The sequence below is a fragment of the Shimia sp. R9_1 genome (assembly GCF_017743775.1).
In the GTDB taxonomy this organism is placed as follows: domain Bacteria; phylum Pseudomonadota; class Alphaproteobacteria; order Rhodobacterales; family Rhodobacteraceae; genus Shimia.
Map to the genome: position 1 here is coordinate 369,693 of NZ_JAGHRN010000002.1, position 13,522 is coordinate 383,214.

Genomic DNA, 13,522 nt, shown 5'->3' on the forward strand with positions numbered 1-13,522 from the left:
GCCCTATGCCTATGCCCTCCAGAGAGGAAGTCCTTGAGTGGATTTCCGAAAACCCGACCCTCACTTCCAAACGTGACATCGCCAAAGCCTTTGGCATCAAAGGGGCTGCGCGTATCGATCTCAAGCGCCTGCTTAAGGAGCTTGAAGCCGAGGGACACCTACAAAAGCGCCGTAAGACCTATCGCGATCCGGACAAATTACCTCCGGTCTCGGTTCTGCAAATTGCCGGTCCCAATGAAGATGGTGATCTCTTTGCGCGGCCGCTTGAGTGGCATGGCGAAGGAGAGGCGCCAACAATCTTGGTGATCCCGCGTGCCTCTGATCCTGCGCTGGGACAAGGTGACCGCATTTTGGGCCGCCTCACCGAGGTCGCGGACGAGGGCTACCAATACGAAGCCCGTCTCATTCGCCGCATCGGTACCAACCCGCGCCGTGTTCTGGGGGTCTTCCGGAAAACCGCCGAAGGAGGACGCATTGTCCCCATTGATAAGGGCGACGGCAAAGAGTGGTCCGTCGCCAGCGATCAGAGCGCAGGCGCAAAGGATGGAGAGTTGGTGGAAGCCGAGCAATCCGGCCCACGCGGGCGCCTCGGATTGCCACGCGCGCGCATTGTTGGTCGTTTGGGAGACCCTTCAGCCCCAAAGTCCGTCTCGCTGATTGCGATCCATCAGCACGGAATTCCTGATACCTTCCCAGATGAGGTGGTGTCGGAGGCCGACAATGCCAAACCGGCACCGCTCGGCGTGCGCGAAGATCTGCGCGACATGCCGTTTGTCACCATCGATCCGGCGGATGCCAGAGACCATGATGACGCCTGCTGGGCACACGTTGATGATGATCCCCAAAATGCGGGTGGGCACGTGCTTTGGGTCGCGATTGCCGATGTGGCACAATACGTCACCGCCGACACAGCGCTTGATCGCGAAGCGCGAAAACGTGGCAATTCCTCGTATTTCCCGGATCGTGTTGTGCCCATGCTGCCGGATCGGCTGTCCGGTGATCTTTGCTCTTTGCATGAAGGGGTGCCACGGGCGGTGATCGCACTCCGCATACAGATCGATGCTGATGGCAAAAAGATCGGACACCGTTTCTGTCGCGCCATGATCCGCTCGGTTGCTTCGCTGAACTATGGCGAGGTGCAGCAGGCGCAGGATGGCCATCCCAACGAGCGTTGCGCCACGCTTATGGACAGCGTGATTACCCCGCTTTATGCGGCCTATGCAGCGTTGACCAAAGCGCGCGAAGCCCGCCAACCGCTGGCTCTTGATCTGCCGGAGCGCAAAATTGAGCTGTCAGACAAAGGTGATGTGCTGTCAGTCAACTTCCGTGACCGCTTTGATGCCCATAAGCTGATCGAAGAGTTCATGGTGCTCGCAAACGTCTGCGCCGCCGAAACGCTGATTGCCAAAAAATCACCACTCCTGTTCCGCGTGCATGAAGAGCCAAGCCCGGAGAAACTCAATGCGCTGCGCGACACGGCACAGGCCTCCGGGCTGACCCTTGCCAAAGGGCAAGTCTTGCAAACACGCCACCTCAACCAGCTGTTGGATGCCGCGGCGGGAACAGAGCAAGCTGAACTCATCAATCTCTCGACTTTGCGTTCGATGACGCAAGCCTATTATGCGCCGCAGAATTTCGGCCACTTCGGTCTGGCGCTCAGAGCTTACGCACATTTCACCTCTCCGATCCGCCGCTATGCGGATCTGATCGTACATCGCGCGTTGATTACGGCCCACGGATGGGGAGAGGACGGGCTGACGCCGGAAACCATCGAACGTCTTGAGAATACGGCGACCCATATCTCTGACACTGAGCGCCGGTCCATGCTGGCAGAGCGCGACACCACGGATCGCTATCTGGCGGCCTATATGTCAGAGCGGATCGGCAACGAGTTCACCGGAAGGATCAGCGGCATCGCGCGGTTCGGGGTGTTTGTGAAACTGGACGAAACCGGCGCAGACGGGCTTATCCCGATGCGGGAACTTGGGCGGGAGTATTTCCACTTCGATGCGGAAACCAATACGCTGACCGGCTCTGACACGGGCATTGTGATTGGCCTTGGTCGGCGCGTGACCGCGCGTCTGACAGAAGCGGCGCCGGTGACAGGTGGCATCGCGCTGGAGCTGATTTCGCTGGATGGCGAAGTGGTGAAACGGGCGGGGCGCGGCGGCAAGAACCGACGCGGTGGTCCGGTGCGGCGCAAGGCCGCCAAGGCAAAGCACAAGGCGGCCAAGACCAAACGCAAGGTCACTCGGCGGCGGAGCTGATTGGTGTGGCCGCCATTGGGATGCTCTGCGGATAAAGCGCAGCCCGCGCACGCGCCACATAAGCAGTGAGCGTGGGTTTGGCCTTCAGCGCAGCCTGAAGGTCGGTTTCGGCGGGCAGTTGCAGGATCATGTCCAGAGTCGGCACAATGGCGGCATCCGCGCCAGAGGGCGCTGTGCCAAAGAGATAGGGTTTTGCGCCCAACTGCGTCTCTAACGCATCCAAATCTTTGTCAAAGCGGGCCTGCCGGTCGGTAGGGGAGAAGCGGGCAATGCCGTGTCCGGTCAACCCGGCGAGCACGCCTGCGCGGGCCTCTTCTGCCACCGCATCGCGCATGTCTTCAGGCACCTCTGAAAACAGCAACGCGCGGGTGTCCGGCCAAACTGTGTCATCTAGCCAGCGGTCATGGGCCATGCCCAGCACCAGACTGTCCTCGACCATACGCACCAGCGCATGGGCCGTGCCCCGCTCCTGTGCGCTCATGTTCGGATAGAACTCTGCGCCTTGTGCGGTCAGATAGGCCTCGATTTTGGCACTGTCGGGGATCAGACGGTCAGACAGACGCAGCACCGGCAATTTGCCAAGCGGCATGGGGGAGACATCCATCGTGATCTCCGGCTGCCAGTCTGCGCCGGCCAACTGAAGCAGACAGATGGCCTTGGTACAGAATGGCGACAAGCTTGGCAGGGTTTCGGTGCCGGGGAACATGATCAAGTGCATTTCTTCACTCCTTTAGAAAAGATGCGCTTTGTCTAACGGAGGCTCTTGTCAATTTTTGTCAGTTGGATGCATTATCAAGACTTATGAGCCGCACCGACCGTTTGTTTCAACTCATGCAAGCTTTGCGTGATCTTCCACCTCCCGCCACAGCGCAGGCTTTGGCGCGGGAAACCGGCGTGTCAGAGCGCACCATTTACCGAGACATCGACAGTTTGCGCGGGCTTGGAGCGGTGATTGATGGCGAAGCGGGGTTTGGTTTCACTTTGATCGAAGACGCAACACTGCCGCCTTTGGGGTTTGTGCCTGAAGAAATAGAGGCCTTGGTGGTTGGATTGAATGAAGTGATGGAAGTTGGCGACCCGGCCCTGGCGTCAGCCGCACATTCGGCTCTAAACAAGCTTAAATCGCGTCTGCCAGAGGCACAGGCGCACCGCTTGAAACATGCGATTCTCACGGCAAGGCGCTTTGAAAAGCCACCGGCTCCCGGAATTGACGCAAGTGTTTTGCGGCAAGCTGCCTGGGAAGAGCGCACGGTGGGCTTTGACTATGCCGATGCACAGGGCGCGCAGACATCGCGTCAGGCCGACCCATTGTCGATTGTCTTCATGAAAACCGCGCACTGCCTGTTGGCCTATTGCCATCTCAGGAAAGATTTTCGAGCGTTCCGATTGGACCGCATGTCCGATCTAGCAGTTACTGAGCGTTCGTTTCGGCCCCGCCGTATCCCGATGCTCCGGGAGTTTAAGCAGCGCCTTAGGGAAGAAAATCAGACGTCGGCAAATCCTCGCGCTTGATTGTGTCTGTTCTTTTGTGACGGGGCGGATCGCGGTAGACTTTTCCTAAACAGGCGAGGAGCAGGGCCATGTGGAAAAACAAATATTGGGTTGTTGGCGTTTTATCGGCAGCCATATCCACGAGCGCGACGGCCAATGCGCCTTCCCAATCGCTTCGCCCCGTTCTGCGACCTCTTGATCCTGCCCTGACAGCACCCGCTCCCCAAACAGTCGCTGTCAGCAACAAGGGATTTCAGCGTTGGATCAATGGCTACCGTGGTCGTGCAATCAGCGCTGGTGTGAGTGCTGCGGTTTTTGACCAGGCTTTTCGTGGCGTGCAATACAACAGCGATGTGATCCAGAGAGATCGCAATCAAAGCGAGTTCACCAAAACGATCTGGGAATACCTCGACAGCGCTGTCTCTGAGACCCGGATCAAAAACGGCAAGGCTGCGCTCAAGAAACATCGCAGGACCCTCCAGCGCATCGAGGCGCACTATGGCGTTGAGAAGGAAGTGGTTGTCGCGGTTTGGGGATTGGAGAGCAACTACGGAACCTATCGTGGGAACACGCCCATTATTGAGGCCCTAGCTACGCTTGCCTACGATGGCCGCCGCGGTAAGTTCTTCGAGCAGCAGCTCACAGCCGCGTTGAAGATCCTGCAAAATGGGGATGTTTCAGCGCGCAATATGACCGGGAGCTGGGCCGGTGCCATGGGGCACACACAGTTCATCCCCACCTCCTATCAATCCTTCGCGGTTGATTTCACCGGAGACGGCAAGCGCGATATTTGGTCGGAAGACCCGACAGATGCACTGGCATCCACTGCGGCGTATCTGAAGCGTTCAGGGTGGGTGTCTGGCCAGCCTTGGGGTGTCGAGGTAAAACTGCCGCGTGGCTTCAACTACGCCCTCGCAAATCGCAAAATCAAGAAATCCCCTGCTGAATGGGCGCGTTTGGGGGTTGTGGGGATCAACGGCCGATCCGTTCCAAACCACGGTACGGCGTCGCTCTTGTTGCCCGCGGGCGGTCAGGGCGCGGCCTTTCTGATTTTTAAGAATTTTGCGGTGATCGAGCGCTACAACGCGGCAGATGCTTATGTGATCGGTGTTGGCCATCTGAGCGACCGGATCGAAGGTGGGCCGGCCATTCAAGGAAAATGGCCACGTGGTGATCGCGCACTTACCTTCAAGGAGCGCAAAGAGCTGCAGCGTCGACTGACCAAAGCGGGTTTTGATACCCAGAAGGTAGATGGCAAAATCGGGCCTCTGACCATTGAAGCTGTGCGCCAATATCAGCGCTCTGTTGGGCTTGAGCCTGATGGATATGCCTCTCTGACGCTGCTCAAAACACTGCGCTAATGTCTGCATCCTTCCACAAAAAAGGCGGCCTCTGTATCCAGAGACCGCCTTTTTCTGTTTCTGCTACCCGCTTAGGTTGGGGACATGCCCCGCAGGCGTTCTGAGCGGCGGCGCAGAAGCTCAACCGTGGTTAGGAGTGCGATAGAGATCGCCACCAGAATGGTTGCCACGGCCAGAATGGTTGGACTGATCTGTTCCCGAAGGCCGGTGAACATCTGCCATGGCAGGGTCTGTTGCTTGGCCGATCCCACAAAGATCACCACCACCACCTCGTCGAAAGAAGTGATGAAGGCAAACAGCGCACCGGAGATCACGCCCGGAAGAATCAGAGGCATCTGGATGCGATAGAACGTCGTGACCGGGTTGGCACCCATGCTGGCGGCAGCCCGTGTCAGAGAGTGGTCAAAGCCCACCAGAGTTGCCGTCACGGTGATGATCACAAACGGAATACCCAGCGCCGCGTGAGCCAGGACAACGCCCCAGTAAGTGCCTGCCAGACCCATGCGGGAATAGAAGAAGTACATACCCGCGGCCGAAATGATCAGAGGTACGATCATCGGGGAGATCAACGTGGCCATAATCGCACGGCGGAAGGGCACATGCGGCTGGCTCAAGCCAATCGCTGCGAGGGTACCAAGAGACACGGAAAGCAAAGTCGCCGCTGGCGCGATTTTCACCGAGTTCCAGAGAGCATCCTGCCAGTCCGGATTCCCGAAGAAATCACGGTAGTGCTTGAGCGAATATCCTTCCGGATCAAAGCTCAGCATTTCTTTGGTGAAGGTGAAGAAGTCCTGCGCGTTAAAGCTCAGCGGGATCACCACCATGATCGGAGCGATCAGGAAGAAGAAGATCAGGCCACAGATGACACGGAAGGAATAGTACCAAACACGTTGGCCGGTGGTTGCATATGGTGGAAGTGCGCTCATGTCCGTTACCCCAGCTTCACGTTGTCGATGCCGACGATTTTGTCATAGGCCCAATAGAGCACGAGAACGACCGCCAGAAGGATTGCGCCAAGTGCCGAGGCAAGACCCCAGTTGAGCGACGTTGAGATGTGGAAGGCGATCTGGTTGGAGATGAAGGTACCTTTTGTCCCCCCCACCAGAGCTGGCGTGATGTAGTAGCCAATTGCCAGAATGAACACGAGGATCGATCCGGCGCCAATGCCCGGTACGGTCTGCGGAAAATAGACCCTCCAGAAGGCCGTCCAATCGGTTGCACCCAGAGATTTGGCCGCGCGCAGATAGGAGGGGTTGATGGTCTGCATCACCGAATACATCGGCAGGATCATGAACGGCAGCAGGATGTGTGTCATGGCCACGATTGTGCCGAACTGGTTGTTGATGATCACGAGGCGGCTGTCATCGGCGACAAGCCCGACATAGACAAGGATGTCATTGATCACGCCTTGTTGTTGCAGCAGGATTTTCCAGGCCGATGTCCGCACCAGTAGCGAGGTCCAGAACGGCAGCAGCACAAGGATCATCAGCATGTTTGCCTTACGTGCTGGCAGATTGGCCAGAATCCACGCCACTGGATACGCCAGCAGGATACAGCAGGATGTGATCGCAAGAGACATCCACAGGGTGCGGCCCAAGAGCTTCATATAGATCTGCTCATCCTCAGGGCGCATTTCTGGCCCGTCAGTACCCACACGCATGTCAACCGCGTTGAGGAAGTAGCCAGAGGTGATGGCTGGAGAATAGGTCTGGAGGGTGCGCCAGTTGTCGAGCTCACCCCAGCCTTTGTTGATGTCGATCAGCTCTTCTTTCCAGGGGCCGCCATTTTCGATATCGAATTTCTTGGCTTTCCGTCCGGTCTTCCGGAAGAGGGACGACATACCCGGGTTTTCATAGTTCAGACGTGTGCCGACCTTGGTGTGGATCTTTGCTTCTGCCGCGTCTTTCAGATCCGCCGCCATCGCGGCAAAGACCACCTCATCCGGCAATTCTCCGGTGCTGGCATCCCAGTCGGCCAAGGCTTCGACTGTGCGCGGCAGCGTGTTGGAGACGATACCATTCTGGACCGAGCGATAGAGCATATCCACCACGGGCAGGATGAAACTCACGAGAATAAAAATCAGCAAAGGTGCGATCAGCAGCAGTGCCCGCATTTTCTGTCGCCGGAGTGCCCGCGCGAGACTGCGCTTGAGGGGCGTCCCGTCTGCGGCCAGAACCGGGCCGGCGGTATCGGTCATATCGCTCATGGTATCCCTGTCGGCTATTGCCGTTTGTGCGTTGCAAGTCTGCGATAGGAGCAGACGAACACCTATTTTTAGGTTGTTCTTGTTTTGGAGGAGGGGGCCAGCTGAGGCCCCTTCCCAAATCTTCTCAGCTTAGGCTGGACTTACTTCGCCAGCCACGCTTCGAACTTTGCGTTCAGATCATCGCGGTTGTCTGCCCACCATTCGTAGTCATAGATGTGCACGTTGGTCGCGTTGGCAGGATCGGTTGGCATGTGTGGTGCCATGTCGATGCCCAGTTCAGCGTGGGTGCCCACGAGTGGCGCAGAAGATGCGCGCGCTGGACCGTAGGAGATGTATTTCGCCTGATCGGCCAGACGCTGTGTGTCTGTTGCGAACTTCAGGAAGTCCATCACACGTGCTTTGCGGTCTGCAGGCAGACCTTCTGGAACAATCCAGCCGTCAAGGTCAAAGGACTGCATGTCCCAGAGCATGCCAATCGGCTGGTTCTGCTCTGCAATGGCAGAGAACAGACGGCCGTTAAAGGTGGAGCCCATGACAACTTCACCGTCAGCCAGCAGCTGTGGGGTTTCCGCACCTGCGGTCCACCAGACAACCTGATCTTTGATGGTGTCGAGCTTTGCCAGCGCCTGGCTTACACCTTCGTCGGTGCCCAGTGTGTCATAGATGTCTTCTTTGGCAACACCGTCACAGAAGAGAGCCCATTCCATGTTGTCGATTGGGCGTTTCTGAAGTGCGCGCTTGCCTGGGTAAGCTGCCAGATCGAATACGTCGCAAACCGAGGTTGGCGCAGTGTCGCCGACCAGATCGGTGCGGTAGCCGAAGGTGGTGGAGTATACGATCTGAGGGGCAAAGCACTCAGACACCAGCAGATCACCGAAGTCATCTTCTGCAGAGGTGCCATCAGGCGCGGCCGCCAGATCGGTGGCCGGATCCAGCTCCACCGCCAGACCTTCGTCGCAAAGACGCATGGAGTCAGATGCCACTACATCGACCAGATCCCATGTCACATTGCCCGCTTCGTTCATGGCGCGCAGTTTGGCCACGGCTTCGGCAGAGCTTTCATCCCAAGTGACTTTTACTTCCGGGTGCATTTCCAGATAGGGCTCTACATAGGCTTTGATCTGGCTGGACTGGTAAGCGCCACCCCAGGACACCAGGGTCATTTCGTTTGCCATTTCCTGGGCAAATGCTGCCGGGGCGCAAAGTGCTGTCGTTGCCGCCAGTGCTGCAAGTTTGGTGAGTTTCATAGAACACTCTCTCCTTGTTGGTTTTCTTTGATTTGACTTTTTATCCCCCGGTCAATTGAGCGCCGGAGGTTTTTGTCCCTTTGTCAGGCGTCGAGCGCGCGACAATCCTGAGGCAGCCAGCCGATCTCGATCTGCTGACCTGGCTTCAGGCGTTCCACATCCGGTGCGTTCCGGGTTTTGATGACAAACTCATCATTGCCCGCCACCGAAAGACGTGTGCGGAAGATGTCGCCCATGTAGATGAATTCCTTCACCTCGGCTTTCAGCGTGTGGGCGCCTTCCTGAATGCGTTCCTTGTTGTATTCCACGCGTTCCGGACGGATGGAGACACGGGTGCGGGCGCCGGGTTTGACGCTTTCATGCACTGGCATCGCATCAATCAGCTCGCCATCGTCCAGTTGGATCAGTGCCAGACCGTTGTTGAGCTCCTTCACGGTGCCTTCCAGCGTGTTGTTCTCGCCGATGAACTGCGCCACGAAGCTGTTCTGAGGGGCCTCATAGAGGGTGTCAGGCGGATCCAGCTGTTGAATGCGGCCATCGTCAAACACCGCGACGCGGTCAGACATGGTGAGCGCCTCGGTCTGGTCGTGGGTCACATACACGGTGGTGATGCCGAGGTTGTGGGCGAGGTTGGTGATCTCGAACTGCATTTTTTCGCGCAGCTGCTTATCGAGTGCGCCGAGCGGCTCGTCCATCAGCACCAGCTCAGGCTCAAACACCAGCGCGCGCGCCAGAGCGACCCGCTGTTGCTGGCCCCCGGAGAGCTGGGAGGGCCGGCGGCCGCCAAAGGCGCCCATCTCCACCATATCCAAAGCGCGCATGATTTTCTCTTCGCGCTCGGTTTTGCCCATCTTGCGCACTTCCAGAGGGAAGCTCAGATTTTCCGCAATCGTCATATGCGGGAAAAGCGCATAGTTCTGGAACACCATCCCGATGCCGCGTTTGTGCGGCGGGATGTTGTTGATCGAGGTGCCGCCCAGACGGATGTCGCCGTGGGTTGCTGTCTCAAATCCGGCCAGCATCATCAGGCAGGTGGTCTTGCCTGACCCTGAGGGTCCCAACATTGTTAGAAATTCGCCTCTGGGCAGGCTCAAATTCAGATCTTTGACGACGAGTGTCTCACCATCATAGCTCTTTTGCACGCGGTCGAATTCGACAAACGCGCCGTTAGATGCACTATCAGCCAAAATAGGCTCCCTGTGTTTTCAGTCGGCAGATTGTCTCTGCTCATCTGTTTCAAGTGTAACCACACCTGCGTCTCATTGCGCAACACCGCAGTCCACATCGGAAAGTTTGCCAGTCAATCTCGTCCGGCAAGGTCGGTTTGCGACACAACAAAGATGATTTTCGTCAAAAACCGACAGAGGTAAACCCATAATTCTAAAAAATATCCGTGAATTTCCCCTTTGGGTTGAGAAGTGATGCGTGTGAGGCAAAAAAGAATCCCCGGAAAGTGCTTCCGGGGATGTCGATTTGATCAATTAATAGGCGACTATTTGTAGAGGCCCTCAGCTTTGATTTGCTCGTAGGTTTGATCCAAGGCGCGCGTTGCGCGTGCGATCAGAACATCAACATCTGCTTTCTGAAGCACCAATGGCGGGGAGATGATCATCCGGTCGCCGACGTGGCGCATGATGAGGTTGTTGGCAAAGCAGTGCTCCCGGCATTTGTAGCCCACGGTTCCTGTTTCTGCTTCAAACGGCGCGCGGGTTTCCTTGTTGGGTGTCAGCGCAATTGACCCCATCATCCCGACGATTTTGGCCTCACCCACCAAAGGATGCTCTGTCAGCGCTTCCCATTTCTTTTTGAGGTACGGCGCCACGTCGTCGCGGACATGGCCGATGATGTTTTCCTCTTCCAGAATGCGCAGATTTTCCAGCGCCACAGCACAGGCCACCGGATGGCCGGAGTAGGTATAGCCGTGGTTGAACTCGGTCGCGCCCACCACATTTGCCACCTCATCACAGACAATCGAGCCGCCGATTGGCGCATAACCTGAGGAAAGGCCTTTGGCGATCGACATGATGTGGGGTTTGATGCCCACTGTCTGGCTGCCAAACCAGTTTCCGGTGCGCCCAAAGCCACAGATCACTTCATCCGCGATCAGCAGGATCTCATATTTGTCGCAGATACGCTGGATCTCAGGCCAATAGGTCTCTGGCGGAACAATCACGCCCCCGGCCCCCTGGATTGGCTCTGCAATGAACGCCGCTACGCGATCCTCACCAAGTTCCAGAATCGCCTCTTCCAGCTCTTGGGCACGCTGAAGGCCGAACTCTTCAGGGCTCATGTCACCGCCCTCAGCCCACCAGTTTGGTTGGTTGATATGGTGCACATCCGGAATAGGCAGGCTGCCTTGTTGATGCATTGGCACCATACCGCCGAGGCTTGCGCCGGCCATGGTGGAGCCGTGATAGGCGTTTTTGCGGCTGATAAAGACCGTTTTGCTGGGCTTGCCTTTGGCAGACCAATAATGCCGCACAAGTCGCATATTGGTGTCATTGGCCTCAGAGCCGGAGCCTGCATAAAACACATGATTGAGATCGCCCGGAGCAAGCTCTGCAAGCTTTGCTGAAAGGGCGATCACCGGCACATGAGTGGTTTTGAAGAACGTGTTGTAATAGGGCAGTTCGCGCATTTGGCGCGCGGCGACTTCCGCAAGCTCTTCGCGGCCATAGCCGATATTAACACACCAAAGCCCGGCCATTGCGTCCAGGATCTGCTCGCCTTCGCTGTCGGTTAATGTCACGCCTTTGGCCTGCGTGATCACCCGCGCACCGGTGCTGTCAAAATCTGCCTGCGTGGAAAACGGATGCATGTGGTGCGCCGCGTCCAACGCCTGAAGCTCTGCCGTCGGCAGATGATTGGTGATCATATTCATGGCAATCCTCGCAGAGAAAAATTGGGGCAGGGTGAGGGTGTCCTCAGCTGCTTTCATTGTCTGCGTTCAAAAATATGATCAAATTTTGATTAGTCAATCATCTCGGCGAATCCGGTGCCTTCTCGAAGGGCATCACGGATCTCTTCCATCCCTTGTGTCACGTCCTGACGGATGGCCTCTCCCACCGCCGCTGCATCTTTTTTGTGCAGCGCTTCAAGCGCGGTTTTGTGGTTGTCAGGCAGGTTTTGCGTCCCCATGCGTCCGCATACCACGCGCATTGAAGGGCCAAATCGCAGCCACACACTGTTGGCCACATCCAGCAGGATCGGCGCCTCGGCTGCCTCATAAAGCAGCGCGTGGAAATCATAGTTGCGGCGAAGATAGGCAGATACATCACCGCGTGTGATGGCCTCATCCAGCCGGGAATCGATCTGTTCCAAACGTGCAATCTGGCGTGCCGAAATATGGGCCACAGCCTGTTCTGCGAGCCGCGTTTCCACTGATTCTCGAAGGAAAATAAGGTCATCAATGGCATCAACTGTCAGCAAAGGCACCACAACACGCCGGTTCCCGCGAAACTCCAGCGCCCCTTCGCTTGTCAGGCGTCGAATCGCTTCTCGGATTGGTGTCATACCTGCGCCTGTGCGTTCAATGAGGCCTTGGATGGTCACGGCCTGACCCGGTGCAAGCTCTCCAAAAAGAACGGCTTCACGCAGTTGTGCATAGACCTGCTGATGCACCGGAACACGGGCCGCACTTTCTTTTGTCTGCTCACCAGCTTGTGTCAAATCCGACCTGCCTTTCATTTATGCAAACCACGCTTGAGTGGCTCTTTCAAACACGTCTCTGTGACGCTCAATTGCACAAGTATGTTGCCATAGCGCAAAAACTTGATCAAATTAATCTCGCAGAATGTGACCGGGCCCAGAACTCGGCATCCAACGGGAGATCAACATGAAGACACCCCTCATTACCCTCACCGCGACCCTCGCGCTGACTGCGGCGGCGGCATCGGCCGAAGAAGTTCGAGTCTATAACTGGTCCGACTATATCGACGAAGCACTGCTGGAAAAGTTCGAAGCAGAAACCGGCATCAAGCTGATCTATGATGTGTTTGACAGCAACGATGTGCTCGAAACCAAAATGCTCGCGGGCAACTCCGGCTACGATGTCGTCGTGCCCACCGGTGCCTTCCTGCAGCGTCAGATCGCGGCAGGCGTGTTTCAGAAGCTCGACAAAGGTCAGCTCAGCAATATCGGCAACATGTGGGATGTGGTTGAGCAGCGCACAGCCAACTACGATCCAGACAATGCCTACTCCATTAACTATATGTGGGGCACCACGGGCATTGGCGTGAACCTCGGCAAAGTCAAAGAGGTGCTGGGTGAGGATGCGCCGATTGGGTCCCTCGATCTGATCTTCAACCCAGAAAATATGGAGAAACTCGCGGAATGTGGCGTTCACATTCTGGACGCTTCCGATGAGATGATCCCGGCGGCGCTGGCGTACCTGGGCGAAGACCCCACCAGCCAAGACAAAGATGTGATTGCCAAGGTTGAGCCACTCTTTACCGCGATTGCACCCTACGTTCAGAAATTCCACAGCTCTGAATACATCAACGCGCTTGCCAATGGCGATATCTGCGTAGCGATGGGCTGGTCCGGGGACATTCTGCAGGCGCGTGATCGCGCATGGGAAGCGGAAAACGGGGTCGAAATCGCCTATAATGCACCAACTGAAGGTGCGCTGATGTGGTTTGATCAAATGGCCATTCCAGCTGATGCGCCAAATCCGGAAGCGGCGCATAAGTTCCTGAACTTCATCATGGAAGCGCAGAACATGGCAGATGCTTCCAACTATGTTTACTACGCAAACGGCAACCTCGCCTCACAGCCGCTCTTGGCGGAAGATGTGATTGGTGATCCGGCGATCTACCCGGATGAGGCAACGCTCGGAAACCTCTACACAGTGTCTCCGTATCCTCCGAAAGTGCAGCGTGTTGTGACCCGTCTCTGGACGAAGATCAAATCCGGCACCTAAGAACAAAGTGACCACAGGCTCGCGTCTTT

At 56.7% G+C, this 13,522-nt stretch carries 10 protein-coding genes and 2 pseudogenes; 5 read left to right on the forward strand and 7 right to left on the reverse strand.

Annotated elements, in window-relative coordinates:
- The first annotated feature begins 5 nt into the window (after positions 1-5).
- Positions 6-2,267, forward strand: coding sequence for a ribonuclease R (gene rnr / locus J7399_RS08130; RefSeq protein ID WP_209085208.1), 2,262 nt, complete (start codon positions 6-8; stop codon positions 2,265-2,267).
- On the opposite strand, the gene J7399_RS08135 is transcribed toward rnr, so the two are convergent.
- Complete coding sequence (locus J7399_RS08135; protein WP_209085209.1) at positions 2,248-2,985, reverse strand: glutathione S-transferase family protein; 738 nt, start codon at positions 2,983-2,985, stop codon at positions 2,248-2,250. The genes rnr and J7399_RS08135 overlap by 20 nt on opposite strands.
- Positions 2,986-3,098: 113 nt before the next feature.
- Between J7399_RS08135 and J7399_RS21180 the strand changes: the two are divergent.
- From J7399_RS21180 to J7399_RS08145, 3 genes and pseudogenes are all read left to right on the forward strand, one after another.
- A pseudogene (locus J7399_RS21180) lies at positions 3,099-3,185 on the forward strand (HTH domain-containing protein); the annotation flags it as partial.
- A gap of 30 nt (positions 3,186-3,215) precedes the next feature.
- The gene (locus tag J7399_RS08140) at positions 3,216-3,779 is read left to right on the forward strand and encodes a WYL domain-containing protein (protein ID WP_348539453.1); all 564 of its coding nucleotides are present in this window, start codon (positions 3,216-3,218) and stop codon (positions 3,777-3,779) included.
- 68 nt (positions 3,780-3,847) lie between these two features.
- The gene (locus tag J7399_RS08145) at positions 3,848-5,119 is read left to right on the forward strand and encodes a lytic murein transglycosylase (protein WP_209058356.1); all 1,272 of its coding nucleotides are present in this window, start codon (positions 3,848-3,850) and stop codon (positions 5,117-5,119) included.
- A 71-nt stretch (positions 5,120-5,190) separates the two neighbouring features.
- Here the strand turns inward: J7399_RS08145 and J7399_RS08150 are convergent.
- The 6 genes and pseudogenes from J7399_RS08150 to J7399_RS08175 all read right to left on the reverse strand — a co-directional run.
- Positions 5,191-6,036 (reverse strand): annotated as a pseudogene (locus J7399_RS08150) (ABC transporter permease); the annotation flags it as partial.
- Between the two features lie 14 nt (positions 6,037-6,050).
- Positions 6,051-7,325 (reverse strand): ABC transporter permease, encoded by a 1,275-nt coding sequence (locus J7399_RS08155; RefSeq protein WP_209085210.1) that lies wholly within the window; start codon positions 7,323-7,325, stop codon positions 6,051-6,053.
- Between the two features lie 140 nt (positions 7,326-7,465).
- Positions 7,466-8,572, reverse strand: a complete 1,107-nt coding sequence (locus J7399_RS08160) for an extracellular solute-binding protein (RefSeq protein ID WP_209085211.1) — start codon at positions 8,570-8,572, stop codon at positions 7,466-7,468.
- An 83-nt stretch (positions 8,573-8,655) separates the two neighbouring features.
- Positions 8,656-9,759, reverse strand: coding sequence for an ABC transporter ATP-binding protein (locus J7399_RS08165; protein ID WP_209076437.1), 1,104 nt, complete (start codon positions 9,757-9,759; stop codon positions 8,656-8,658).
- A gap of 305 nt (positions 9,760-10,064) precedes the next feature.
- Complete coding sequence (locus tag J7399_RS08170) at positions 10,065-11,453, reverse strand: aspartate aminotransferase family protein (RefSeq protein ID WP_209085213.1); 1,389 nt, start codon at positions 11,451-11,453, stop codon at positions 10,065-10,067.
- A gap of 89 nt (positions 11,454-11,542) precedes the next feature.
- Positions 11,543-12,241, reverse strand: a complete 699-nt coding sequence (locus J7399_RS08175; RefSeq protein ID WP_247742811.1) for a GntR family transcriptional regulator — start codon at positions 12,239-12,241, stop codon at positions 11,543-11,545.
- Positions 12,242-12,407: 166 nt separating this feature from the next.
- Here J7399_RS08175 and J7399_RS08180 point away from each other — a divergent pair, with 166 nt between their 5' ends.
- The gene (locus J7399_RS08180) at positions 12,408-13,493 is read left to right on the forward strand and encodes a polyamine ABC transporter substrate-binding protein (RefSeq protein ID WP_209085216.1); all 1,086 of its coding nucleotides are present in this window, start codon (positions 12,408-12,410) and stop codon (positions 13,491-13,493) included.
- Positions 13,494-13,522: the final 29 nt, after the last annotated feature.

Bases quoted from the DNA above. Each gene is read 5' to 3' on its own strand.
- rnr (WP_209085208.1), top strand. From the start codon at position 6: ATGCCTATGCCCTCCAGAGAGGAAGTCCTTGAGTGGATTTCCGAAAAC.
- J7399_RS08135 (WP_209085209.1), bottom strand. From the start codon at position 2,985: ATGCACTTGATCATGTTCCCCGGCACCGAAACCCTGCCAAGCTTGTCG.
- J7399_RS08145 (WP_209058356.1), top strand. From the start codon at position 3,848: ATGTGGAAAAACAAATATTGGGTTGTTGGCGTTTTATCGGCAGCCATA.
- J7399_RS08155 (WP_209085210.1), bottom strand. From the start codon at position 7,325: ATGAGCGATATGACCGATACCGCCGGCCCGGTTCTGGCCGCAGACGGG.
- J7399_RS08160 (WP_209085211.1), bottom strand. From the start codon at position 8,572: ATGAAACTCACCAAACTTGCAGCACTGGCGGCAACGACAGCACTTTGC.
- J7399_RS08170 (WP_209085213.1), bottom strand. From the start codon at position 11,453: ATGAATATGATCACCAATCATCTGCCGACGGCAGAGCTTCAGGCGTTG.
- J7399_RS08180 (WP_209085216.1), top strand. From the start codon at position 12,408: ATGAAGACACCCCTCATTACCCTCACCGCGACCCTCGCGCTGACTGCG.